Origin of the sequence: Pedobacter quisquiliarum (assembly GCF_014642175.1) — a bacterium.
Taxonomy (GTDB): domain Bacteria; phylum Bacteroidota; class Bacteroidia; order Sphingobacteriales; family Sphingobacteriaceae; genus Pedobacter; species Pedobacter quisquiliarum.
Map to the genome: position 1 here is coordinate 16661 of NZ_BMIL01000005.1, position 25909 is coordinate 42569.

General features: G+C 47.8%; 14 protein-coding genes. 5 read left to right on the forward strand and 9 right to left on the reverse strand.

Annotated elements, in window-relative coordinates:
* Positions 1 to 25 precede the first annotated feature (25 nt).
* From IEW69_RS08275 to IEW69_RS08290, 4 genes are all read right to left on the reverse strand, one after another.
* Positions 26 to 3196 carry a SusC/RagA family TonB-linked outer membrane protein gene (locus IEW69_RS08275; protein WP_188626375.1) on the reverse strand — a complete coding sequence of 1057 codons (3171 nt, stop codon included), beginning with the start codon at positions 3194 to 3196 and terminating at the stop codon, positions 26 to 28.
* Between the two features lie 414 nt (positions 3197 to 3610).
* Positions 3611 to 5782 carry an alpha-glucuronidase family glycosyl hydrolase gene (locus IEW69_RS08280; RefSeq protein ID WP_188626376.1) on the reverse strand — a complete coding sequence of 724 codons (2172 nt, stop codon included), beginning with the start codon at positions 5780 to 5782 and terminating at the stop codon, positions 3611 to 3613.
* Positions 5783 to 5788: 6 nt separating this feature from the next.
* The gene (locus IEW69_RS08285; RefSeq protein ID WP_188626377.1) at positions 5789 to 8635 is read right to left on the reverse strand and encodes a glycosyl hydrolase 115 family protein; all 2847 of its coding nucleotides are present in this window, start codon (positions 8633 to 8635) and stop codon (positions 5789 to 5791) included.
* Positions 8636 to 8757: 122 nt separating this feature from the next.
* Positions 8758 to 9831, reverse strand: a complete 1074-nt coding sequence (locus IEW69_RS08290) for an endo-1,4-beta-xylanase (RefSeq protein WP_188626378.1) — start codon at positions 9829 to 9831, stop codon at positions 8758 to 8760.
* Between the two features lie 338 nt (positions 9832 to 10169).
* Between IEW69_RS08290 and IEW69_RS08295 the strand changes: the two genes are divergently transcribed.
* On the forward strand, positions 10170 to 11828 hold the full coding sequence (locus IEW69_RS08295; RefSeq protein ID WP_229663560.1) for a glycoside hydrolase family 43 protein: 1659 nt from the start codon (positions 10170 to 10172) through the stop codon (positions 11826 to 11828).
* A gap of 99 nt (positions 11829 to 11927) precedes the next feature.
* Here IEW69_RS08295 and IEW69_RS08300 read toward each other — a convergent pair whose 3' ends face one another.
* The 5 genes from IEW69_RS08300 to IEW69_RS08320 all read right to left on the reverse strand — a co-directional run bounded on the left by IEW69_RS08300 (position 11928) and on the right by IEW69_RS08320 (position 17157).
* Positions 11928 to 13028 (reverse strand): glycoside hydrolase family 43 protein, encoded by a 1101-nt coding sequence (locus tag IEW69_RS08300; protein ID WP_188626380.1) that lies wholly within the window; start codon positions 13026 to 13028, stop codon positions 11928 to 11930.
* Between the two features lie 18 nt (positions 13029 to 13046).
* Complete coding sequence (gene uxuA / locus IEW69_RS08305) at positions 13047 to 14222, reverse strand: mannonate dehydratase (RefSeq protein WP_229663561.1); 1176 nt, start codon at positions 14220 to 14222, stop codon at positions 13047 to 13049.
* A gap of 16 nt (positions 14223 to 14238) precedes the next feature.
* Positions 14239 to 14979, reverse strand: a complete 741-nt coding sequence (locus IEW69_RS08310) for an SDR family NAD(P)-dependent oxidoreductase (protein ID WP_188626381.1) — start codon at positions 14977 to 14979, stop codon at positions 14239 to 14241.
* 3 nt (positions 14980 to 14982) lie between these two features.
* On the reverse strand, positions 14983 to 16023 hold the full coding sequence (locus IEW69_RS08315; RefSeq protein WP_188626382.1) for a LacI family DNA-binding transcriptional regulator: 1041 nt from the start codon (positions 16021 to 16023) through the stop codon (positions 14983 to 14985).
* Positions 16024 to 16125: 102 nt separating this feature from the next.
* Positions 16126 to 17157 carry a LacI family DNA-binding transcriptional regulator gene (locus tag IEW69_RS08320; RefSeq protein ID WP_188626383.1) on the reverse strand — a complete coding sequence of 344 codons (1032 nt, stop codon included), beginning with the start codon at positions 17155 to 17157 and terminating at the stop codon, positions 16126 to 16128.
* A gap of 114 nt (positions 17158 to 17271) precedes the next feature.
* Between IEW69_RS08320 and IEW69_RS08325 the strand changes: the two genes are divergently transcribed.
* From IEW69_RS08325 to IEW69_RS08340, 4 genes are all read left to right on the forward strand, one after another.
* Positions 17272 to 18747 carry a xylulokinase gene (locus IEW69_RS08325; RefSeq protein ID WP_188626384.1) on the forward strand — a complete coding sequence of 492 codons (1476 nt, stop codon included), beginning with the start codon at positions 17272 to 17274 and terminating at the stop codon, positions 18745 to 18747.
* An 18-nt stretch (positions 18748 to 18765) separates the two neighbouring features.
* Positions 18766 to 20097: a xylose isomerase gene (gene xylA / locus IEW69_RS08330; protein ID WP_188626385.1), complete on the forward strand. Its 1332-nt coding sequence runs from the start codon at positions 18766 to 18768 to the stop codon at positions 20095 to 20097.
* Positions 20098 to 20120: 23 nt separating this feature from the next.
* Complete coding sequence (locus IEW69_RS08335; RefSeq protein ID WP_188626386.1) at positions 20121 to 21809, forward strand: sodium/sugar symporter; 1689 nt, start codon at positions 20121 to 20123, stop codon at positions 21807 to 21809.
* An 806-nt stretch (positions 21810 to 22615) separates the two neighbouring features.
* Positions 22616 to 25903 (forward strand): SusC/RagA family TonB-linked outer membrane protein, encoded by a 3288-nt coding sequence (locus IEW69_RS08340; RefSeq protein ID WP_229663562.1) that lies wholly within the window; start codon positions 22616 to 22618, stop codon positions 25901 to 25903.
* Positions 25904 to 25909 lie beyond the last annotated feature (6 nt).

Consider the following 25909-nt stretch of genomic DNA (forward strand, 5'->3'; position numbering starts at 1 on the left):
GTCTGATTGTATTTAACCTATGTAATTAAAACCTTGCATTTACACCAAGTTGGAAAGTACGTGCCATCGGGTTGTTCAAGCCTACCGTAACTGCACGGCCCAAAGCGTTTGTTGAAAATCCTGAAGCACCCGGAATCTGATTTCCGTAACCATTACCCTCTGGATCGATCGCCAGGCCACTGTCTACCAGTGGGGAGTAGATGATGAATGGGTTTGTGCAAGTCAGGTACACATTTACGGAGCTGATGCCTGCCTTTTGCGTGAATTTCGAAGGAATGTTATACCCAAGGTTGATGCTACGCATTTTGATGAACGAACCATCACGGTACTGCAAGGTAGAAGCATACTGTGGACCGCTTAAGTTTGCATCCGGCCGAGGGAAATCGTTAGATGGGTTTGTTGGTGTCCAGTAGTTCACGTTGATCTGGTTTACACGTCCCTGGTTGAAGAAAGGGAAGCCTTGTGCACCAGCATCAGAGCCAAGGTAAGTCACCGCTACTTTCTGACCCATTCTTGCAAAAGCAACGAAGGAAAGGTCAAAACCTTTATAGCTGAACCTGTTGGTTAAACCAGCAACGTAATTTGGCTGGTAGCTGCCCAGGATCTGAAGGTCATTTCCGCTGATGCGATTGTCCTTATCGACATCTTCGATTTTGATCTGACCAGGGCGCTGACCGTATACCGCTGCTTGTGCAGCTTCGTCTGTTTGCCAGATGCCAAGTTTTTTATAGTCGTAGATCACGTTAAACGGCTGACCCACAAACCATCCGTTCGTGATGTCTGCCTGCAAACCGTCATGTAAGGCGGTAATCTCGCTTCTTGAAAAAGCAATGTTAAAGTCTGTAGACCAGTTGAAACCACCATTGTCATTCTTGATGTTTACACTGCTAAGGGAGATTTCAAGACCCTTACCTTTTGAATTACCAGCATTAACAGTTGTGCTGTTTGCACCATTACTTGCAGGTAGTGTCTCCACTTGCAGAATGTCAAAGGTTTTTTGTTGATACACATCAATCATACCCGACAATCGGTTGTTGAACAAGCTGAAATCAAGTCCGATGTTCCAGTTATTCGTGTGCTCAAACTTCAGCTTGCTTGCCAGGTTGGTCACCAGGTAACCATTTTGGCCATTAGGGCCGAAGTTGTAAGCGTTCAATCCAAGGTTACCCAGGATCTGATATGGTGCTACGTTCTGACTTGCGGTTACGCCGTAACCAGCTCTCAATTTCAAGCCATTCACAAAACCAACATTCTTCATAAAGTCCTCCTTGTCGATGTTCCAGCCAGCTGCAAAAGCAGGGTAGGTGAAGTACTGATTATCCGGATCCAATACAGAAGAACCATCTCTTCTCACAGTAGCCGTAAACAGGTATTTCTCATTAAACACGTAGTTTAAACGTGCCATGTAAGAGATCAATCCACGATCCGAGAAGTACGGCTGATTGTTGCTCTGGAAGTTGATCTGGTTTGCAAGAAACAGGTTATAGCTCTGTAAATAATCTGCCGGCATACCTACACCATAAATCTGTAAGCCCTGGCTGTGATCTTTCTCCACGCTATATAGTCCTGTAAAAGTCAAGTGGTGTTTCTCGGCAAATACTTTGTCGTACGTTAAGATGTTTTCAATCAACCAGGTGTAGTTCTCTGAGTTGTTTACACTTTCTGCAGCCTGCGATGCCGATTGCGCCGTATTGTAAACCGTATTTACAGGGTTGTAGTTGTTACCCTGGTTCTGTCCGTAAGTGATTGCACCATTTAAGCGGTATTTCAGACCATCAATAATCTGCACTTCACCATATAAGGTATTGAAAGAATATAACCTTCTATCCAGATTCTGGATGTACTCATTACGAATAGTCAAAGGGTTCAGGCGGTTTGGCTGATCCACAGATCCCGTCATAGGAAAAAGATTGATGGTGCCATCCGCATTGCGTGCCGAGATCAGCGGGCTGATTACCGCTGAGTTGTAAAGGGGAAATAAGCTAGCACCATTGGTATGGCTTAGCGTCTGAAAGGAAGTCATACCCACCTTTACACGATCATTGAAGGTATGATCAATCGCTGCACGCAGTGATCCACGATCGAAATCCTGACCGTACTGTACGCCATTTTCCTTGTGATAACCTGCACTGATGGAGAACAAAGTTTTTTCATTACCACCTGACACATTTAACTGGTGATCTGTCGAATAACCATTTCTGAAGATCAAATCCTGCCAGTCGGTGTTGGTACCATTGGCAATACCTTCAAGTTCTGCAGTGGTGAAAGGATACGGTGTTGAATTCGGACTCGCACCGGAGTTACCTGCAATGGACTCCTGTTTAAAAGCCGCGTATTGCGTTGCATTCATCACCGGGTACTTGTCGGTAATTTTGCTAACGCCATAGTAGCCGTTATAACTTACCACTGCCTTGCCGCTTCTACCACGTTTGGTGGTCACGATGATTACACCACCAGATGCTCTGGAGCCGTAAATTGCAGCTGCGGAAGCATCTTTCAACACATCCACACTAAGAATATCATTCTGATTGATGTCGTTCAGGGTACCACCAATAAATGGCACACCATCTACAACGAACAATGGACCGTTCTGATTATTTGCTGTCGTGTTAGAAGTTGCAAATGAACGCTCACCACGTAAGCGGATTTGGCCAACTGCACCAGGTGTTGTGCTGGTGTTGGTCACATCAAGGCCAGAAATACGGCCTTGTAACTGGTTAACAACGTTGGTTGATGGTACTTCCTGCAAGGCTTCTGCTTTAATGGATGAAACCGCACCGGTAACATCTTTCTTGCGTTGCATACCGTATCCGATAACCACCACCTGCTCCAATGCGTTTATGCCTGCGCTCAGCTGCACGTTTACAGTGCTGTTGCTGCCCACCGGAACTTCCCTGGCATCATAGCCGATGAAGGTAATCACGAGCGTACTTCCAGGCGCTGCTGAAATGCTGTAGTTACCGTTTGAATCTGTAGACGCGCCGCCGGTTCTACCTTTGATGGTCACGGAGGCACCAGGTAGGCCCTGGCCTTTTTCGTCTGTTACTTTACCCCTGATGATGCTTTGTGCAAACAGGTTTGCTTGCCATAAGAATGTCTGCAGAATAATCAGCAGCATAAAGGCACTTTTTTTACAAAAGATACCCGACTGGGATAGGGGCACCCCAACCGTCTTTTTAAGTAAAATCTTTTCCATTGAATGAAGTTTAATATTTGGTTATCTAAATGTAGGAAAACATTACTAGTAAAAACAATCGATTGCATAATTTTATTTCAAAATATTTTAAGCAGCATGCTTTTGTTAACCGCTGCTTATCGTCTAAAATCTTCCAAAATCAATGCGTATCTGAATAAAACGCTGTTTTACAGTTTGATTGCTATGCATAATCCGGCTAGTTAGAAGATTAAACGAAACCTGTGTAGTACAAAAATTTTCGTGTCAATTACATTCTAGTGCAAATAACAAGACAATCGAATGCGGTAAATAAGGGATTAAAGCTTAATAAATACAAAATAGCACCACCCTGCGGCAGTGCTTTTCATAAGTGTTGTCGCCCATAATGGCGCAGGCGCTAGAATAAGATAATAGAATTAAATAACCTGTCTCCCCTTACTGCAGAATAGCAGGCAGTGGCGGCATCGGGATAAAGTTAGGGTTCATGTATGCGGCCAGCTCATGTGCAGGTTTTTCGTATCCCGCAGGGATGGGCATCTTAGAGAAAGTCTGGAAGTATAACACACAACCGTCACGGTACCATTTGGCTTCCTGTTCCTGCCTTTCCAACAAGGCCGTTATAGCTTTAAAACGTTGTGCATCCACATGAGGCTCCAGGCCCGCCCATGTATGTCTGGTTAATTGCACCGCGGATACGCCAAAGTAGTACCTGTCCACAAGCTCATTCCAAAGCGTATTGCCCGACTTCATTTTGTACGTCCATGGCAGGTGATGGAACCACAAGAGGTACGCTTCTGGGGTTTTTTCCACCTGCTCAAACATCTCCCGAACCGGCGCTGCGTATTGAGCCACCGCATTGGTGCCCTTTGAAGTACGATCAAAGCCAATTCCTGCACTGTCCGCACGATGGTAGTAAGTCGAGTTCCAGTCCGGACGTTCCGCGCTGTTTACCCAGGGGCCGGGTCCATAGTGGGTGCCTTCGCTCATGATGTGGTGCAGGCCCAGCGGGGTCATGTAGTTCACCACGTTTTCCCGGGAGGCCATCATCATCTGCGTAACCGGCGCTACAAAACCACTGTCACTCGTGAAGGTCATTTTCAGCCATTCATCTGCGATTGTTTCCGCTTGTAAATCATGGTCCCAGGCCAGTCGCCCGTAAACATACCAGTTCGCCTGGTTGAAGATATTGCCGCACCAGTTGCTGTCCAGCCCAATATTGGCCACGCCGGCCATCGCCGAAATGCTATGTTTATCCAGGCTGCCATCAACAATGCGGGCCACCGTAGAACCCTTGCCTTTGCTGTAAGTATCGGCATCAAGTACTTCCTTAAAGTACGTCCCCAGGTAGCTGAGGTGTGTAGATTGCCCAAGGTATTCCATGGTAATCTGAAACTCCATCATCTGTGGGGTCTTCGGCATGGCGCCGAAAAGCGGGCTAAATGGCTCGCGTGGCTGGAAGTCGATCGGGCCATTCTTAACCTGCACAATCACATTTTTCCTGAAGGTGCCGTCCAGTGGTTTAAACTCGGAGTAAGCTTGCTTCGCCCGGTCTTCCGGAACCTTGTTGTCGTACACAAAAGCCCGCCACATCACAATGCCACCGTGTGGCGCTACGGCATCGGCAAGCATGTTTGCACCATCGGCATGGTTGCGGCCGTAGTTCTGCGGACCAGGTTGCCCTTCTGAATTCGCTTTCACCAGGAAGCCGCCAAAATCAGGTATGTACTTGTAAAGTTCAGTTGTTTTGTCCTTCCACCATTGGCGCACCGCAGGATCAAGCGGATCGGCAGTCTTCAAGCCACCAACTTCAATTGGCGCGCTGAACCTTGCCGTTAAGTACACCTTAATGCCGTAACTTCTAAAAACATCAGCAAGTGCTGCGGCTTTAACCAGGTATTCCTTGGTCAGGATCTTCGCATTTGCATTCACATTGGTGAGTGCTGTACCGTTGATGCCCAAGGATGCATTTGCGCGTGCATAATCGCGGTATCTCGGGTTTGAAACATCTGGCAAAGTCTTCCAATCCCAGAGCGATAAACCTGCATAACCACGCTCCACGGAGCGATCCAGGTTATCCCAGTGGTTCAGCATGCGCAGCTGGATCTTCGGAGCCGAACTGATGTTCAGGTTGCTCAGCGGTTTCCCGGTCTGCAGCAGTTGCAGGTACTTGAATACGCCATACAGCACGCCCACATCAGAATTGGCTGCAATAACCGTCGTTGCTTTACCTTTTACTTGTACCGATTGGATCAGAAAACCTTCCTTGCCCAGTGCCTTTAATTTGCTGGCCAGAGGCAATGCAGCAATTGCTTTTGCAGAAGCTGGTGTGCCAACAAGCAGTGCCCCGGAAAGTGTAGGACTAACCGCAGCCGCATTCAGGTCCTGACCCAGCAGCCCTTTCAGGCCAAGCTTCAGTTCCTGTTTAGCCGCATTCAGCACGGCCGACTTGCCCGGAAAAACAAGCTGTGTAACCATGCGTTGATAATTTTCCAGCAAGGCCGGATCCTTTACTTTATCGTAACGGAGCCATAAGCGGTACCCCGATTCTCCGTAGGTCTGACTGCAAATCAGCAGCAGCAGGCATAGTGCAAGCAGGTTTCTTTTCATATCTGGTTATAGTTTATAGGTGCTTTCTGGTGGTCCCAGGTAGGTTTCTTCTTTGTAATTTTCCGGACTAACAACCAACTTCTGCAGTACTACTCCTGGATCGACCATCCATATTTTCAGCGTATGTGCACCCGGTTTTCCTGTCTGGTGTATGGTTGTGCGGATATTGATGTTCTCCGCTACATTCCTGTCCCAGTTCCGATCGCCTTTTTCAGGATTAAGTTCCACCACCTGTGGCTTTTCATCATCTATCGATACCGCATAGTGTATCGGTTTGTTGTTCTGGAAGTTCAGCGTTGGCGAGAGGTATGCCGCCACTTTAAGCGGCCCTGAGGTGGTTGTGTTGATCTGGTATTCCAGCACCGGACTGTCGGAAGAGCCTGGCACAACGGCTTTGGCTGTAACTGGGAAAGGTGTTACGCCCGACAAGGTTCTGCCATGATCCGGCAAGATCTTCCAGGATGCGGAACGACCCGGTGTTGCCTGTGTGTAGTGTGCCGCTTCAATGGAGATTACCCCATCATCAGGCACGAAACCTTTCAAATCCGCCGGATAGTGTTTCAAAGATGCATAAACCGTAAAGCGCTGCTTGCCACTTTTCAAAACAATCGGCACAACCGTATTTGCTGCGGGTGCTATGGCCCAATCTACCTGCACCAAAATCCGCGCCTCTTTATCCACCTTGCCCGCATTGCTGCTTAGCTTTAGCCAGGGTTGTTTGCTTTCAACTTTGTAATTTAAAGCACCGTTCCCTTTGTTGTAAATCTCTATATACTGTTGCCGCCTGCTGTAACGGTTAAACTCTGGAAGCGTATCGCCGGCAACCGCCAGTGATATCCCCATCATTGCTTTATTAAGTGGCACGACGGTCTTTACTTCTGGCATCTTGTTCGAGTCCGGTTGCTGCCAGTAGGTGTATCCAATATGCGTCTGATCCATCATATGCGCCCATTTTCCACCTGCCAGCGTATCGTTGTAGAAACGCGTAATTGCGGCATCCTTCGCGTAAAACTTCCGGGCTGCGGCCGCTTCATCATTGGCAGCAATGCGGTTTTGCGCCGCATAGGCGTGATTCTTCGCAACGGCCAGATAAAGGTTGTACAAGTTCGAAGATGCCTGCACAGGATGTAAAACCAGTTGGTAGTACGCATCTTGAAATGCCGGGCCTAGTTTTTTACCGGTAGCTTCTGCTTTCGCCAAAAGCTGCTTGTATTCTTCCGCAACCCTTTCATACTCTGCATGTGCCTTCAGACTGAAGGTGGTTTGGTCCAATAGCTCAGGCTTCCTACGCCCGCTGTACTTGCCGTAGGTGATTATGATGGAAGCAATTTCTTCAGCATACTGCTCTGCAAACTGTTTCGAGGCCCAGTTAATCGTATAGTTTTCCAGTGCATCTGCAGGAATCTGCTCCGGATCCCAGGCATAGTCAAGGAAGAAACTGATCGGGAACTCCATTGGCTTCAAATCACCAACATTTACAATCCAGATCTGTCTGGCGTTATATTCATAAGCCAGGTGCATCTGCTCCCAGGTTTTAGCAATTGGATTGGTGTTAATCCACTTATAGTTGCGCGGCCCACCCACATAATCGAAGTGGTAGTAGATGCCATAACCGCCCTGGCGGGATGGAGAATCCAGTGAGGGCAACTTGCGTACATTACCCCAGTTGTCATCACACAGCAGCAACGTCACATCATCAGGCACGCGCATACCCCGGTCATAATAGTCCTGCACTTCCTTATAAAGCGCCCAAAGCTGCGGCGTTTCAGCAGCTTTACGTTTTGTCACCGATTCAATGATGCTACGCTGATCCGTAACAATTTTTTCCAGCAGGCTAATGTTGTGCTCTTCACTCATGGGTTCATCGCCATCGCCACGCATCCCAATCGTTACAATACTTTCATTCTTGCCCATCCGGGTGATGCCGTCTTTCCAGAAGTCTTGCAAGGCCTTTGCATTCGTGTTGTAGTTCCAGGCGCCTTTTCCAAACCTGCGCCATTCATCATGGGCACGCATCAGCGGTTCATGGTGCGAAGTACCAATCACGACGCCATATTCATTTGCGAGTCGCGCGTTCTCAGGATCATCCGCATAAAACGCATTGCCCCACATCGCCGGCCATAAATAATTGCCCTTTAGTCGTAAGATCAATTCAAAGACATTCGCATAAAACTTACTGTTGAAGCCGCCGAACTTAGCCGCCGTCCAGCCCGAAAGGGCAGGGGCCTCATCGTTTAAAAAGATCCCCCGGTATTTTACCGCTGGTGAACCAAGGCTAAACCGGCCAGGCTGGATATATATGCTTTCATGTTTAACTACCGGAACATCTGCCCACCAATACCATGGCGATACGCCCATCTGTTCTGAAAGCGTGTAAAGACCGTAGATTGTACCCCGATTATCGCTCCCGGCAATCACCAAAGCTTCATCAACCCCAGGAAAGGGCTGCGCTATGCGTTGCACCACATGGTTCTCCCAGGTGCCCGCGATACCTTTAACATCTAGCTTCCCGGTTTTCACCAGCTTGTCGATTGCGGTATGCTGACCGATCACCCCGGCAATAACCAGGTGTTTACCCTGAAGTGCCGTTGTCGTTTTCAACTGCTTTCCGCTTACCCGCGCAACGTCCTTATTAAAGTCTTCAATGGTACGTTTTACTCCTGCCGGATTGGTGCTTTCTACATACAGCTGTGCAGCGTTTTCTGTCGTAACCAGTGGGAAGCTTCCGCCGCCTGGTGTAAATGAAACCATGACCTGACCAGCACTGCTGCCGCGTTGTTGCGCCTGCAGCGCAGTATTTGCCTGACAGACCAGCACGATGCAAACCAGCAATTTGAAAGACTTTAGAAACATATGGTTGAAAAAATTAAATGTGAAATAATCGCATCCGAAGATGCACTACACAGTACTAGGCACGGGTCATACACCTTACTCCAGGCAATGATATCCAGCACAAATCAGCGATAAAGCCGGATTTAGAACTTTGTAACGCTCCAGAAAGCCTTTTTAGGTTTGTATTCCTGATCGAACAAGAGCGGGTAATTTTTCCGGCCTTCTACAGGATAAGTGTCCAGCCAGCTGTAACGGTCAGATACGTTCCAGAAGGTCACGCCAGTCAAGGATGCTTTCTCCTGTCGCAAGACCTCAAATAACGCTGCGTATTTCTTGCTTTGCTTATCCTCCATTTCTTTTGTGTATAGCTGTTGCTCGCCTGGACGTATTTTCCGGCGTTCTTTCTCCCATGGATATACAGAAACGTCCATCTCGGTAATCTGAACTTTCAGCCCCAGCGAAGCGAATTTCTGGATGGTCTCCTGCAGTTCTGTCTTCGTTGGTTCATATAAAGACCAGTGGCCCTGCAAGCCTACACCATGAATGGGCACGCCTTGATCCTTCAATTGCTTCAACAGCTTGAAGATGCGATCCCGTTTTTCCGGGCGTTCTGTATTGTAATCGTTGTAATAGAGCTGCGCATCAGGGTCTGCTTCATGGGCATATATAAAAGCCTTGGCGATATATTCTTCACCGCAGATTTTCAGCCATTCAGATGGGCGTAAATAGTTTGCCGGATTGTCATCAATGGCTTCATTTACAACGTCCCAGGCATAGATCTTCCCTTTATATCTTTTCACCACGGTGTGGATGTGGTCGCGCAGGCGATTCAGCAGGCTGTCTTTGGATACCACCGAATTGTCTTCATGCTTAAAGATCCAATCGGGCGTCTGTTCGTGCCAGCAAAGGTTGTGGCCGCGTACCTTAAGCTTGTTTTTCACTGCGAAATTCACAATGGCATCAGATTCAGCCCAGTTGTATGTGTTTTGCTTTGGATGGATGGGCCCCATTTTCATGGAGTTCTCCGGTGTGACGCTGTTGAAGTGCTTCAAAATGAAATCAGCCTCCTGACCCGTCGTTGATCGCCCTGAAACGGCAACACCCATCGGGAAATATGATTTATAATAGTCCTTAAGTCCTTTCTTGTCCTTGACTGGCGCAAGCTGGAAGGCACACAGTACAATGATTGCTGCGCAAAGTGTCAGAATCCTATTCATTTCATACGGTTTAAATGCAATCGATATTATTTGGTATAATCAAATATGCTCATTTGATTGCATAAAACAAATTCTATGTCGCAGTTCGTCAGATCTTCTGCCTTATTGTAAGTTTATCAGCGTATTACCCTGGTCATAAACTCAAACGACACCATACGATTCTCTGCTGGTAAAACCCTAAAAGAAGCATAATGAGCGCATATTATTTCGATCAGCAAGCAAATCCATGCACGTAAAAGCAATATTTTTAGCAATCGATTGTGCATGATGATTTATTTGTTACTTTTAAGGATAAGCACTTGTATATTAAAGATTGCGTACAATTTAAAATCATGTCTATGAGAATTCTTTCCCTGATCACACTGCTATTCCTATCCCTGGCCAGCTATGCGCAAAACAAACTGGTCAATCCCATTCTGCCTGGTTTCTATCCAGACCCCAGCATAATAAAGGTTGGGGGCGACTACTACCTGATTAATTCTACCTTCTCCTACTTCCCGGGTATTCCGGTGTCTCATAGTAGAGACCTGAACAACTGGAAGCAAGTCGGAAACGCAATCGACAGGCCATCGCAAATGGACTTCATGGGCGAGCGGCTCACGCGTGGTTTGTTCGCGCCAACCATAAACTACCATAATGGTACCTTCTACATCACTTGTACAGATATTGATAATATGGGCAATTTCGTGATCACGGCGACCAATCCTGCCGGGCCCTGGAGCGATCCGGTTGCCATACCCGAAGTCCGTGGCATTGATCCATCCCTGTTCTTTGATGGCGATGAAGCATACATCATTTACAACAGTGAGGCACCAGAGAACAAACCGCTGTATGATGGCCATCGCACGGTACGCATGTTCGCTTTCGACGCCAAAGCACTTAAAGTTAAAGGTGCTGAAATCCAGCTGATCAATGGCGGGGTAGACCTTTCTAAAAAGCCCGTGTGGATAGAAGGCCCCCACATCTATAAACGGGATGGACATTATTATCTGCTTGCAGCAGAAGGCGGAACTTCCATCAACCATACGCAGGTCGCCTTCCGGAGCGACAAAGCCACCGGACCCTACGTGCCTTACGATAAGAATCCGATCTTAACCCAGAAAGGCTTAGATCCGAACCGCAAGAACCCGGTGACTTCAACCGGCCATGCCGACCTTGTAGAAGGTCCGGATGGAAAAACCTATGCGGTATTCCTTGGCGTCCGCCCTTATGAAGGCGATTACTACAATACTGGCAGGGAAACCTTCATCGCACCGGTAAGCTGGAGCACTGGCTGGCCGGTGATCAACCCAGACGTAAAGGAAGTACAATATGCCTACGATGTAAATTTCAAGACTAAACCGGTCGCGGGGCAGGTGCCGCAGAATGGAAACTTTACGGTGAAACACGATCTGCGTACCGATAAAGACCTGTCCTTGCTGTTCCTGCGCACCAAACCAGGTGCCTGGTACAAACCAAGCGCAAATGGCCTGAGCCTGGCACTGCAGCCGGAAACCGTTATGGGCAAAGCCAATCCATCTTTCGTAGGCAGAAGACAGCAACATTTAAAAAGTGAAGCCACCACAACCATTAGCTTCAATGCAAAAAGTGAAAATGAAAAAGCGGGATTGGTAATCTTGCAGGACGAAGCCCATTTCTACTTCCTGGCGAAGTCAGTAGATAAAGCAGGTAAGCCAGTGGTCCAGCTCTTCAAAGCGAAGGATCAAAGCGCGGATATGGACCTCTTATCTCAACTATCCATCCCTCAGAATACGGCTGAATTGAAATTCAAGATCGCTGCAGATGGCGACCAGTACCGGTTCCACTACGCGGCAGCTGATGGTAAATGGAAACAAATCGGGGAGGTGCAAGATGGTAAATTCCTCAGCACCAAAGTTGCAGGTGGATTCATCGGTGCCCTCTTTGGCTTGTATGCCACCTCTTCAGGTACGCCTTCAACAAACCAGGCGCTGTTCCGAACACTTGAATATACAGGTAACGACCTGATCTATAAATAACAACAAGGCACGTCTATAAAGGACATTAAAAAAGAAAAACTCCTATTCTGATGATTCATAATCAAAGGAATAGGGGTTTTTTAATTAAGGCGCAGCTTACTATTTCTTGCTGTAAGGATCAATCATTTCGATCTTTCCATTTGCATCATGTTTCAGCTCAGTGACTTTCACGTTCCTCAGGTGTGTCTTGCCACCTGAAACTTCTGTATCGTGGTAAAACAACAACCATTTTCCATTTTGTTCAACAATAGAGTGGTGGGTTGTCCAGCCTACAACAGGCTTCATAAAGGCACCCTGGTAAGTGAACGGTCCGTATGGACTATCGCCAATGCCGTACGCCAGAAAATGCGTGTCACCAGTGGAGTAGCTGAAGTAATACTTACCATTGTATTTATGTACCCAGGCCGCTTCAAAGAAACGTCTGTCATGATCACCCGTTAGCATCGGTTTACCATCCTTGTCAACCACCACAACATCTTTCGGTGCCTCCGCAAATTCCTTCATGTTCGGACTAAGCTTCGCGATTTTAGCATTTAGAGATGGAAGTTTATCATCTTCCAGATCGGTTTTTGAGCCATTGGCATCATACTTCCCATCTTTCCAGCGCTGCAGCTGGCCACCCCAGATGCCACCGAAATACATATATGAATTGCCATCCGTATCCGTAAATACTGCAGGGTCTATACTATAACTCCCTTCAATTGGTTTAGGCTCCGGTTTAAACGGTCCTGTGGGTGACTTTGATGTTGCAACCCCGATTCTGAATACATCCTGTTTGTCTTTAACCGGGAAGTACAGAAAATACGTACCATCCTTGAATGCCGCGTCTGGCGCCCAAAGCTGTCGACCTGCCCATGGAATATCTTTAATGTCCAATGCCACGCCATGATCCGTTACCGCGCCACCGATGCTGTCCATAGAAAGGATGTGGTAATCTTTCATGTCAAAGTGGTCACCGTTATCATTTTCAGGCGTACCGGCATCAATATCATGTGAAGGATAGATGTAGATTTTGCCGTTGAAGACATGTGCTGATGGGTCGGCGGTGTAAATATCAGTCACCAGGGGCTTAGAGATGGCCCCTTTAAATGCACCGTCTGCTTCTTTTTCCGCTTCCTGCTTGGCGCCGCCGCTGCATGCTGCAAGCAGCAAAGGGAAAGAAAGCAGAAGTGCCAGTTCTTTTTTCGTCAGTTTGTTCATATTTGGTTGTTTTAAATTTTACAATGCATTCAGGATGCCATGTTCCAGGCCCCGAAGTTCTGCGAGTCCCTTTAACCGGCCGATTGCCGAATAGCCAGGATAGGTTTGTTTTTGCAGATCATCCAGCATCTGGTGTCCGTGGTCCGGCCGCATGGTGAGGCTATTGCCGGTTTCCTGCATCACCTGAACCAGCTTTTTCACCACGGCATACATATCCACATCACCATCCAGGTGATTGGCTTCAAAGAAGTTGCCCGCAGCGTCACGCTTTACATTCCGGAGGTGTACGAAATGGATGCGTTCCCCATGTTTGTCAATGATGTCCGTAAGATCATTATCTGCGCGTACCCCTAAAGATCCGGTACAATAGCATAGGCCATTCGCAGTAGAAGGATAAGCTTCCAGCAGGAAGTCCAGATCCGCAGCAGTACTCACAATCCTTGGCAAACCAAGAATGGAATATGGCGGATCATCCGGATGGATCGCCATCTTCAGCCCGGCGGCTTCTGCCGTTGGAAGCACAGCCTGTAAGAAATCCTTTAGGTTGTTTTTGAGCGCCGCTGCGTCAATGTGTGCATAGGTACCCAACGTACTCAGGATGAACTCGGGGGTGAAGGGTACATCCGAGCCTGGAAGCCCCAACATGGTATTCTTGAATAAAGCCGCTCTTGCGTCGCTGTCCATTGCCTCAAAATGCGCGCTTGCACGCGCTACTTCTGCAGGACTGTAATCTTGCTCGGCGCCGGGGCGCTGCAGTAAAAACAAATCAAATGCTACAAAGGCGAGTCGCTCGAAGCGCAGGGCTTTGCTGCCCTCGGGAAGCTCATAGCTTACTTCTGTGCGCATCCAGTCCAGGATCGGCATAAAATTATAGGTAATCACCTTGATGCCACAGGCGCCCAGGTTCTTCAGGCTCTCCTGGTAGTTCGCAATCAGCCTCGGCCAGTCCGGACTTTTGGTCTTAATGCCTTCATGTACGGGTAGGCTTTCCACAACGGTCCATTCCATGCCGGCATCAGCAATCTGCTGCTGCCGCAAGCGAATTTCTTCAACCGGCCAAACCTCGCCAACCGGAATGTGATGCAGGGCCGTAACGACACCTGTACAACCTGCCTGGCGCAAGTCCGAAAGCTTTACAATATCATTCGGCCCGTACCAGCGCATGCTTTGTGTAAACTGTATTTTCTGCTTCATCGCATTGCCCTTATGTCTAAAATCCTATGGAGTTCCCACCGTCAACCGGTAGGATGGTGCCTGTAATGTATTTTGCGGCATCACTGCTCAGGTATAATGCGGTATCGGCGACGTCTTCCGGCAGTCCCAGATGCCCCATCGGGGTTCTCGAGAGTACCTTGTTCTTCCGTTCCGGATCATTGTCCAGCGCCTTGGAAGACATCGCTGTCTTAATGAACCCAGGCGCAATGCAATTCACGCGAATGCCCAGTGGCGATAGTTCAACAGCCATAGCCTTGGTCATGCCTTCAATGGCCGACTTTGCCGCGGTGTAAGCAATAACTTTTGGAATACCATATTGTGCGGCCATCGAACTGATGTTTACAATGGCGCCCTGACCTTGTTTCACCATCACCTTGCTGACTTCGCGGCTGATGGCAAATACCGACAGCACATTCGTCTGGATAATGTTGTAGAAATCCTGATCGGTAACTTCCAGAAAATCCTTTTTCATATTTATACCGGCATTGTTGATCAGGATATCGATCTGGCCGAAGGTATTTACGATTTCTGCTATGCAGGCTGGAATCGCATCCAGCTTTTGCAGATCCAGGACCTTGTAGCTGCACAGCTCGCCAAGTGTCGCTGCCGTTGCCTTTAATGCTGCTTCGTTCCGGCCGATCATCACTGTACGGATGCCCGCTGCCACGAATTTCGTGCTCATCGCAAGTCCCAGTCCGGCTGCACCACCGGTCACTATTGCTAGTTTTGTTTTCATGTACTATAGGTTGGTTGTAGGCTTTTTTAAGGTAGAGCCGCGCACAACGAGTTGCGACTTCAGTATAATAGACTTCGTCAGGTCGTTGTCCGACTTATGTTCAATCAAATTGATCAGCTGCCTCGCAGCGGTTCTGCCCATTTCTTCTCCGGGATAATTGATGGTGGTAATCATGGGGTCGGAGAGGCGGGAGATGATTTCATTGTTGAAACCCGCAACGGCGATGTCCTGCGGAATGTGCAGTCCGGCATCCTTGAAAACCTTCATACAAATGGCGGCCGACATGTCGTTAGACACGAACAGGGCATCGGGACGGTTCTTCATTTTCAGGATCTTTTCTGCTGCGGCTGCGGAAGCATCTTCCGTAAGCTCCGTTTCCAGCACCAGTTCTTCATCGTAAGGGATCTGGAATTCCGCTAAAGCACGTTGGTAGCCCGCCTTACGTTCCTGGTAAACGTTACGCATCAAACTTCCGGTCAGGTGTACAATGCGGCGGCAGCCTTGTTCAATTAAGTGGCGGGTGATGTCGTAACCGGCTCTGCTGTTGTTGATCATCACTTTGTTGAAGTCATCATCCTCAAAAACACGGTCTACAAAGACAAGTGGCAGGTTATGGCGACTATATTCCTGGAAGTGGTCCAGGTTGCGCGTATTTGCAGCAAGGTTAACAATCAGGCCATCCACACGGTTGTTCAGCATGGCTCTGGCATATTTGATCTCATTTGCTTCCAGTTCCAGCGACTGGCTAATCAGCATGTCATAGCCGGCGCTGTTGATTTCCTTTTCAATGCCGGCAAGCATGGAAGATATAAAGTAACTATTCAGGCGCGGCACAATCACGCCAATCATGTTGCTGCGTTGTTTCCTTAAGTTGCTGGCGAATGTGTTAAATCGGTAACCCATTTCCGCAGCAGCAGCCATAATGCGCTTTCTCGTCTTTTCGTTTACCGCGGGATTGTCTTGTAAACCTCTGCTAATTGTTGATGGCGCTAGTTTTAGTCGCTCAGCAATGTCGTATATGGTTACAATTTTTCGGGTGCTCATTCGGGATGGTATTGGTTAATAGCACTAAAGTAAACAAATTATTAAAGAATGCAATCCATTGCATTCTTTAATAATCATCCCAGTGGGGTAGGCCCGGTATATTTAAGAACGCTGTGTAGACTTCCGCACGATAAGCTTTGGTTTTATGCTCATGATCTTTGGTTCGATATGTAAATCAGCAACTTCCATCTCCTGAAAGAAAAGGTTGCCGATCGTTTTGCCCATACTGAAGCTATACTGGTCTATGGTGGTGATGGAAGGACTGGTAATTTCTGTAAAGGGTTCGTTGGAATAGCCGCAGATGCCAAGTTGTTCTGGTACGCTGATCCCCATCTGGGTGGCAACTTCCAGTACGCCCAACGCGGAAAAGTCTGATGTAGAAGCAAATATCGCATCCGGTGGGTTCTTCATGCCCAGCAACTTGCGGGTTGCTTCCGCACTGAGCTCCTTGGTCCAGGCATTCTCACACATCAACTCCTCCAATATCGGCAAGCCGTGTTTCCGCAACGCACTCAGGTAACCTTCCTTACGCTGCCTGAAAATATCCAGATTCTGCGGGCCTTCAAGCAACGCGATGCGCTGATACCCTTGTTGTATCAGATGGCTAACCGCTTCGCTGGAAGCACGTTCATTGTCGTTAATGACTTTAAAAGTCTCCAGCTCATCCACTACCCGGTCAAATTGGATCAGGCGGATCCGATGATCCAGCACTTGCTGCAGGTGTTCATGCCCGCCGGGTTCAGCAGCAATGGAAATGACAATGCAGTTTACATGCTGATTGATCAATGCGTTTACACAGTCGACCTCCCGGGCATGCAACTCGTTGGACTGGCAGATGATCAGATTATAACCTTTATTGTAGGTGATGTCTTCCATCCCTGCAATGATGTTGGAGAAATACCCCTGATTGATGCGGGGAACAACCACGCCAATGGTGCGGTTACTACCCTTTCTCAGGTTCGAAGCCATAACGTTTTGCTGATAATTCATCTCCGCTGCGGTTTTCAAAATCAGCGCCTTCGTTGCAGGATTCACCTTAGAACTGTTGCTAAGGGCCCTGGACACAGAAGAGGCAGCGATATTCAGCTTCTTTGCAATGTCGTATATGGTTGTTCTTTTTTGCGGGGTCTTCATATTTACAAAAATGCAGATTATTTTTTGGCAATCGATTGCCAACTTAAAATATTAAATACTAAATTCGTTTCTCTGTAACCAAGATAAACTAAACGGGGTCAATCCTTAGCAAATATGTTATTATTAGGAATCGATATAGGCACTTCGTCCATTAAAGTGTCGGTGGTGGATGCAAACACGCAGCAAGTCATCATCTCCGGACAATACCCCGAACAAGAAAGCGACATCATTGCCAAACAACCCGGCTGGGCAGAACAGTCCCCGGAGATGTGGTGGGCGCATGTGCAACAGGCATTCAACCTTTGCAAGAAAAATGCAACTTTCAATCCACAGGACATCACCTCCATCGGTATCGCTTATCAGATGCACGGTCTGGTGCTGGTCGACAAAGACCAGCAGGTACTGCGCGATAGCATCATCTGGTGCGACAGTCGCGCTGTAGAGATCGGGAATGACGCTTTCGAAAAGTTAGGGCATGAGTTCTGCCTTTCGCACCTGCTGAATTCTCCGGGCAACTTCACCGCATCCAAACTGGCCTGGGTAAAGCAACAGGAGCCAGCGGTATATGCACGCATTCACAAGATGATGCTACCGGGCGACTTTATCGCCATGAAGTTAACCAATGAGATCACCACAAGTATTTCCGCATTATCAGAAGCCATCCTTTGGGACTTTCAAACGAACACCGTTTCTGCGGAGCTTATGGAATTGTATGGCATAGATGCTGCGCTGATCCCGGAAATCAAACCCGTGTTCTCGGATCATGGTCGTGTGAGCGCCGAAGTGGCAGCACTGATGGGCCTGAAAGCAGGTACGGTGGTTTCCTATAAATCCGGCGACCAGCCAAACAACGCTTTATCGCTTAACGTACTCCAACCTGGTGAGGTTGCTGCAACGGCGGGCACCTCCGGTGTGATTTATGGCGTCAGCGATCAGCTAACCTACGATCCACAGTCGCGCGTAAACACGTTCGCCCATGTGAACCATACTGCGGAAGCGCAACGCCTGGGTGTGTTGCTCTGCATCAATGGCACCGGCAGCTTAAACCGATGGACGAAAAACCTGTTCGGCGCCGCGATCAACTATGCACAGATGAATGACGAAGCCGCAAAAACGCCTGTTGGCGCTGCAGGCATCCGCATTCTGCCGTTTGGAAATGGCGCAGAACGCATGCTGAACAACAAGATTGTTGGTGTGCATCTGCATGATATCGACCTCAACCTGCATCATCAGGGACACATCTTCCGCGCCGTGCAGGAAGGCATTGCCTATTCTTTCCGCTACGGGCTGGACATCATGCGCAGCAATGGTCTGCACCCAAGCGTCATCCGTGCAGGAAAGGCAAACCTATTCTTAAGTCCGCTGTTCCTGGAAGCTTTCGTAAATGCTACCGGCGTACCGGTAGAACTATATCAAAATGATGGTAGCGTAGGGGCGGCCCTGGGTTCCGGCATTGGCGCGGGTACATTCAGCACCGCTGCAGAAGCGTTCGAGAACATCAAACCACTGCAACTGGTAACACCAACGAATACAGCAGCCTACGAGCCGGTTTATCAAAGCTGGCTGGGCTATTTAAATAAACAAAACTAATCTAAGCACAATAAAATTATGGGAAATGTAATTACTGGAGAAAAGGAATTCTTCAAAGGAATTGAACAAGTTAAATATGAAGGGTTGGAGTCAGATAATCCACTGGCGTTCCGCTGGTATGACGAAAACCGTATCGTTGCGGGTAAAACGATGAAGGACCATCTTCGTTTTGCTGGCGCTTACTGGCACTCTTTCGTTGCCACAGGTGGCGATCCATTTGGTGAAGCCACCATCAATCACCCCTGGGATGAAAAAGCAGACGCTGTGGAACGCGCAAAAGATAAAATGGATGCTGCATTTGAGTTCCTGACCAAAATGAACCTGCCATATTACTGCTTCCACGATGTGGATGTGGTGGATTTTACCAACGACGTACTTGAAAATGAAAGACGTCTGCAAACGCTTGTGGAATATGCAAAGCAAAAGCAAGCGGAAAGTGGTGTGAAACTACTTTGGGGAACGGCCAACTTGTTCTCGCACCGCAGATACATGAATGGTGCTTCTACCAACCCGAACTTCCATGTGTTGGCACACGGTGCTGCCCAGGTGAAATCTGCATTGGACGCAACCATCGCGTTAGGTGGTGAAAACTATGTATTCTGGGGCGGTCGTGAAGGTTACATGAGCCTGTTGAACACGAACATGAAACGTGAGCAGGAGCATTTAGCGAAATTCCTGCATGCTTCGAAAGACTATGCGCGCGCACAGGGTTTCAAAGGAACGTTCTTTATTGAGCCGAAACCATGTGAGCCAACTAAACATCAGTACGACTATGACGCGGCAACGGTAATCAGCTTCCTACGTCAGTACGACCTTATGGGTGATTTCAAACTGAACCTGGAAGTGAACCACGCAACTTTAGCCGGACATACTTTCCAGCATGAAGTGCAGGTTGCTGCAGATGCAGGCTTATTAGGTTCCATGGATGCAAACCGTGGTGATGTTCAAAACGGATGGGATACCGATCAGTTCCCGAACAACATCAATGAAGTAACAGAGGCGATGTTGATCGTACTTGAAAATAACGGACTGCAAGGTGGCGGTATTAACTTCGACGCGAAAATCCGCAGAAACTCTACTGATGCTGCAGATTTATTCTATGCACATATCGGTGGAATGGATACTTTTGCACGTGCCCTGGTTACTGCAGACGCGATTTTACAAAAATCAGATTATAAGAAAATTCGTCAGGAAAGATATGCATCTTACGACGCCGGAGCTGGAAAAGATTTCGAAGATGGTAAACTGACCCTGGAAGATCTTAGAAACTATGCGGTAGAACATGGAGAACCTGAGACAATCAGCGGCCAACAGGAACTGTTGGAAAACATTGTCAATAGGTATATTTAACCAAATATAAACTTTAAAACTACATGAATTCATTAGGAACCTACGACTACGTCGTTTTTCTTGTCTACTTTGTTATCGTAGCCTCCTACGGCTACTGGGTTTACCACAAGAAGAAATCAGATGCAGAAAACTCGAAAGACTTTTTTCTTGCTAAAGATTCATTAACCTGGTGGGCAATCGGTGCATCGCTTATTGCTTCCAACATTTCCGCAGAACAGTTTATCGGTATGAGTGGCTCCGGCTTCACCATGGGACTTGCAATTGCAACCTATGAGTGGATGGCTGCCGTAACGCTGATCATTGTCGCGGTCTTCTTTATCCCGGTTTACCTCAAGAATAAGATCTATACCATGCCGCAGTTCCTGGGGCAGCGGTATAACAGCACCGTAGCCATGATCATGGCGATCTTCTGGCTGCTGCTGTACGTGGTCGTTAACCTTACCTCCATCCTTTACCTGGGCGCATTGGCCATCAACAGCGTATCCGGGATAAACATCACCGCGTGTATGTATATCCTGTCGATTTTCGCGGTGCTGATCACCCTGGGCGGTATGAAGGTAATCGGGTACACCGATGTAATTCAGGTATTCTTTTTAATCCTGGGTGGTTTGGCAACAACCTACCTGGCACTGGAACTTGTTGCTACGCACTTCGGTAGCTCAGGTGTTGCAAACGGCATGAAACTCATTACCGAGAAGGCCTCAGATCACTTCCATATGATCTTTAAACAGGAGAATCCAAACTACATGGACCTTCCGGGACTAACGGTACTGATCGGTGGTATGTGGATCGTAAACCTGAACTATTGGGGCTGTAACCAGTACATTACGCAACGTGCACTTGGTGCGGATCTTCAAACCGCGAGAAGTGGTTTGTTATTCGCTGCAGTGCTTAAACTGTTGATGCCGCTGATCGTTGTGGTACCTGGTATTGCGGCTTACGTGCTGTACAAGGAAGGTTATGGCGACTTTCAGAATGCCATGCAGAAGGGTGGTTCACTAAATGCCGACTCTGCATATCCGGTATTGCTGAACCTGTTACCTGAAGGACTTAAAGGCGTTTCTTTTGCTGCATTAGCTGCTGCGATTGTCGCTTCCCTGGCTGGAAAGGCAAACAGTATTGCAACCATCTTTACACTGGATGTTTACAAGAAAGTCATCAACAAGAATGCAGATGAAAACAGACAGGTTGTTGTTGGCCGTATCACGGTAATTGCAGCAATGGTTATCGCCATTGTTATTGCACCACACCTGGGTATGGATAAAAAAGGTGGTTTCCAGTTCATTCAGGAATACACCGGATTTGTATCCCCAGGTATCTTCGCGATGTTTATTCTTGGTTTCTTCTGGAAGAAAACCACATCCAATGCAGCATTGTTCGCAACTATTGGTGGGTTCCTGCTTTCTGTACTCTTCAAAGTATTGCCGAAGTTTGCAAACCTGGAATGGTTAAGTCCATACGGCTTCTCGAAGCTGGTAACACAGGAAGATGGTAGCAGGCTTTACGAAATTCCATTCCTGGATCGTATGGGCTTTGTATTCCTGATCAGTGTAATCGTGATGTGGGTCATCAGTACCATTGAAGGGCGTAAAGGTGCAAACCCGAAGGGTCTGGAGATCGACAGCAGTATGTTCAAAACCACCAACAGCTTTGCTGCAGGTGCATTGATCGTATTGGGTATCATTGTGGCCCTTTATACCGTTTTCTGGTAGTCGATTAAACAATATCATATAAGCCGCGCTGACTCTGGTCAGCGCGGTTTTTTTATGCGCTATAAATGGTAAAAAGCTTGTGGAAGAACCCACATTGACGAAGTATTTTGGCCGGCTTTCGTTCGCCTATTGTTCGCCTTTCGTTCGCCTATGCTTCGCCTCCAGCCGAAGGAAAGGCGAACAATAGGCGCCTGAGGTCCGGTTAGTTAACGAATTGGTTTAGTTTCCCTTCAGGAAGGATTTAGGGTGCAACTGCAGGGTTGTGGGGAGCCTAAAGGATGGCGGGATGCGCTTAGTCGCTGTAAATAATTGAGAAATAAATGGTATAACTTAATTTTTGCAATCGAATGATTAAATATTTGGAGGTTATAATTAAAATATTAATTTTGTTACAACCAAATATATCCTTATGCCTAAACCTTTACCTACCTCAACTCAGCTGACCGGTCACCACGAACCACGTGTACCGCATCAGCGCATCAAAAAGTACAAAGTCTGTCACTTATTTACGACCAATATTCCTTTTCGAGTCTAAAGCAGCACCATTTACTGGAAATACTGATTTTGTTTCCGCACAACTGCTAACCGCGCTTGTCCGGGAAGTTTCCCTATATCCATAATTTTCGCTGCTCATTTCCGGTAGATGCCTCATAAGCATACAATTAACCATATAAGTTAAACCGATAAACGATTAGACATGACTTAACCGCAAAAAAAAAAGGAGTGAATGCGCCAACACTCAACTCCTTTTTCCTCCGAAAACAGTATTCACTATTGTCAGATTTTTAACAATCAACCACAAATTTATGAAAAAAAGGGAACAGTGTGTCAACACTCTACGCTTCCGCTTTCGAAAAAACAGCGTCATGTTCCTCACGAACGTGATCTTTGTCTCCACTTTATTTGCTTGTGAACAGGCCGCTGCTGCGGCCTTTCCAAACAGTCGCTTCGCCTACGAGCGTGCCGACATTGTGGTCACGGGCCAAATCAAAGACGCCAATGGCGCCGGCATTCCCGGGGTAAGTGTTAAACTTAAAAACACCACCATCGCCACCACCACAGATGCTTCAGGTCGCTATACCATCCGGGTGCCGGAGAATGGTGTGCTGGTCTTCAGCTACGTCGGCTTTGTAACCAATGAACAGCCGGTAAATGGTCGCACCGCAATCAACGTGAACATGATGGAGGATAATGAATCCCTCTCTGAAGTCATCGTTGTGGGTTATGGTACACAGAAAAAAGCGGTTGTTTCTGGTGCGGTTACGGCAGTAAAAGGTGCGGAGCTCGCCAAAACCCCGACAGCCAACTTATCGAACTCCCTGGCAGGGCGACTACCAGGTGTAACGGCCGTTCAGGCCAGTGGTGAACCCGGATACGATGGTTCTGCCATCCGAATCCGTGGGGTAAACTCCCTGGGAAATAATAATGCGCTGATCGTTATTGATGGGGTTCCAAACCGGGCTGGTGGTCTGGAAAGGATCAATCCCAATGACATTGAAAGCGTTTCGGTGTTGAAAGATGCTTCCGCGGCCATCTACGGATCCCGTGCAGCAAACGGGGTAATCCTGATCACCACCAAACAAGGGCAAAGTGGTAAACCACAGGTGTCGTACGATTTCGGCTACGGACTACAGCAGCCGGTACGTACACCGAAAATGTCCAGCTCCACGCAGTATGCAGAAATCCTGAACGAGCTGAACATCTTCGGGTCTGACCTGCCGGTAGATCAGTGGTCGGCAGCTTGGGACGCCTTTAAAACGACCGGCTCTTACGTTCGACCGGACAATGGCAATACTTTAAATGCAGCTTACCGCCCGGATGAAATCCAGAAGCTTGGGGATGGATCCGATCCTTTGCGGTATCCAAATACCGACTGGTACGGCACGACCTTAAGAACCTGGTCACCGCAACAACGCCATAATATACAGGTAAACGGTGGTTCCGAAAACACCAAGTACCTCGTTTCGATGGGCTATTTGGATCAGGATGGTTATTATAAAAAATCCGCGACAGGGTATCAACAATATGATTTCAGGATCAACCTGGAATCCAAGTTTAACGACTATGTAACCGCAACGCTGGGCATTACTGGCCGGGAGGAAATGCGAAACTTCCCTACGGTAGGGGCGGGTGATATCTTCCGGATGCTGATGCGTGGTAAACCAACAGAAATTGAGGTCTGGCCAAACGGTTTGCCGGGTCGTGATATCGAATTTGGATACAACCCTTATGTAATTGCGACAGACCTTACGGGCTATGATCGCGACCGCCGTGATTACTTCCAGTCTACCGGGCGTTTGGAGATTAAAATTCCAGGGGTCGAAGGCCTGCGCGTGACCACTACGGCTTCAATCGATAAGTTCTTTGGAAAACGTAAGCGCTGGCAAACCCCATGGACGCTATACGATTGGGATAAAAAGACCTTCGAAGCAGATGGCGTAACGCCGGTACTGGTTGGGTCAGTCCGCTCAGAGCGTACCGATCCGAGCTTGCAGGAATATGCCGGGGATCAGCTGGCCATCAACCTGATGGGTATGATCAACTACGATAAGAAGATCAACGACCATCAGTTTAATTTAATGGCGGGTGTGACACGTGAGAAGGTAGATAATAGTGGGTTTTCAGCGTTCCGCAGGTACTTCCTTTCTACCGCATTGCAGGAACTTGTTGGCGGTAGCGATAAGGAGCAGGCCATCAGCAATCCAGCGGATGAACCGTACAACCTGTATCGCAGGGCGAGGTTAAGCTACTTCGGCCGTGTGGGCTACAACTACAAAGAGAAGTACCTTGCGGAATTCCTGTGGCGTGCGGATGGTTCGTACATCTTCCCGGAAGATAAACGTTTCGGGTTCTTCCCGGGTGTGTCCGTGGGCTGGCGTATTTCAGAGGAGTCATTCTTTAAAAACAATGTCTCCTTCGTGAACAACCTGAAAATTCGTGGATCCTGGGGACAAATGGGTGCTGAAGCCTACTTCGGTAATGCACTCGCCGAGTACCAGTACCTGAGTACCATGGGCTTCGGGAATTATGTGATCAATGATCAGCTGACACAAACGCTTTTCGAAAATCGTGTGCCTAACCTGGACTTCGGATGGGAAGTTGCCAACAATGCCAACATCGGTTTGGATGCATCCTTCCTGAACAACAAGCTGACTTTGGAACTTGATGGTTTTTATAATAAACGTACGAACATCCTGATCTCCAGAGGTAACTCCATCCCGGGTAGTTCGGGTATTACCGACAAATTGCCGCCGGTGAACCTGGGTAAGGTGGATAACAAAGGTTACGAGTTTAAGCTGAGTTATGCGGATCAGGCTGGCGACTTTGGCTACATGGTTAGTGTGAATGGTGGTTACTCCAAAAACAAGATCGTGTTTTGGGATGAGACACCAGGTGCACCGGAATGGCAACGTTCTACGGGTATGCCAACCGGAACAGGGCTGGCTTATGAGTACACTGGCGTGTTCAGGGATCAGGCAGAGATTAATGCCAATCAGATTGATTATACCGGATTAACAAACAGGTTGCTGCCAGGCGATATGAAGTTCCGCGATGTGAACGGTGATGGCAAGATCAATGGTGATGACCAGATCAGATTGGATAAAACCAATGTGCCAAGGTTTACCGGTGGTTTGAACATTAACCTGACCTACAAAAACTTCGACTTCTCAGCATTGATTCAAGGTGCAACGGGCGGCGTACAGATTGTGGGCTTAACCGAATCGGGAGACATTGGTAACTTCCTGGAATGGTCTTACATCAATCGTTGGAGCATCGACAATCCGAGCAGTGAGTTTCCGAGGCTGTCTAACCGTGGACAAACCTATTATACCGATACCAACAATGCAGCGCAGAATACTTACTGGATCCGGAGCAATAACTATGTAAGGTTGAAAAACGTGGAGCTGGGTTATTCCCTGAATCCGGAGTTCAGCAAACGTATAGGCTTACGCTCCCTGCGCTTTTATGCAAATGGTTTGAACCTGTTTACCCTGGATAAGATCAAAATCTGGGATCCGGAATCTACCAACTCCAGTGCGCAGTATTATCCACAGGCACGGGTGATCAATGCAGGTATAAAAGCAGGATTTTAGACATAA

Excerpts from the sequence above, each read along its gene's own strand:
- IEW69_RS08275 (WP_188626375.1), bottom strand. The coding sequence starts at position 3,196 with ATGGAAAAGATTTTACTTAAAAAGACGGTTGGGGTGCCCCTATCCCAG.
- IEW69_RS08280 (WP_188626376.1), bottom strand. The coding sequence starts at position 5,782 with ATGAAAAGAAACCTGCTTGCACTATGCCTGCTGCTGCTGATTTGCAGT.
- IEW69_RS08285 (WP_188626377.1), bottom strand. The coding sequence starts at position 8,635 with ATGTTTCTAAAGTCTTTCAAATTGCTGGTTTGCATCGTGCTGGTCTGT.
- IEW69_RS08290 (WP_188626378.1), bottom strand. The coding sequence starts at position 9,831 with ATGAATAGGATTCTGACACTTTGCGCAGCAATCATTGTACTGTGTGCC.
- IEW69_RS08295 (WP_229663560.1), top strand. The coding sequence starts at position 10,170 with ATGAGAATTCTTTCCCTGATCACACTGCTATTCCTATCCCTGGCCAGC.
- IEW69_RS08300 (WP_188626380.1), bottom strand. The coding sequence starts at position 13,028 with ATGAACAAACTGACGAAAAAAGAACTGGCACTTCTGCTTTCTTTCCCT.
- uxuA (WP_229663561.1), bottom strand. The coding sequence starts at position 14,222 with ATGAAGCAGAAAATACAGTTTACACAAAGCATGCGCTGGTACGGGCCG.
- IEW69_RS08310 (WP_188626381.1), bottom strand. The coding sequence starts at position 14,979 with ATGAAAACAAAACTAGCAATAGTGACCGGTGGTGCAGCCGGACTGGGA.
- IEW69_RS08315 (WP_188626382.1), bottom strand. The coding sequence starts at position 16,023 with ATGAGCACCCGAAAAATTGTAACCATATACGACATTGCTGAGCGACTA.
- IEW69_RS08320 (WP_188626383.1), bottom strand. The coding sequence starts at position 17,157 with ATGAAGACCCCGCAAAAAAGAACAACCATATACGACATTGCAAAGAAG.
- IEW69_RS08325 (WP_188626384.1), top strand. The coding sequence starts at position 17,272 with ATGTTATTATTAGGAATCGATATAGGCACTTCGTCCATTAAAGTGTCG.
- xylA (WP_188626385.1), top strand. The coding sequence starts at position 18,766 with ATGGGAAATGTAATTACTGGAGAAAAGGAATTCTTCAAAGGAATTGAA.
- IEW69_RS08335 (WP_188626386.1), top strand. The coding sequence starts at position 20,121 with ATGAATTCATTAGGAACCTACGACTACGTCGTTTTTCTTGTCTACTTT.
- IEW69_RS08340 (WP_229663562.1), top strand. The coding sequence starts at position 22,616 with ATGAAAAAAAGGGAACAGTGTGTCAACACTCTACGCTTCCGCTTTCGA.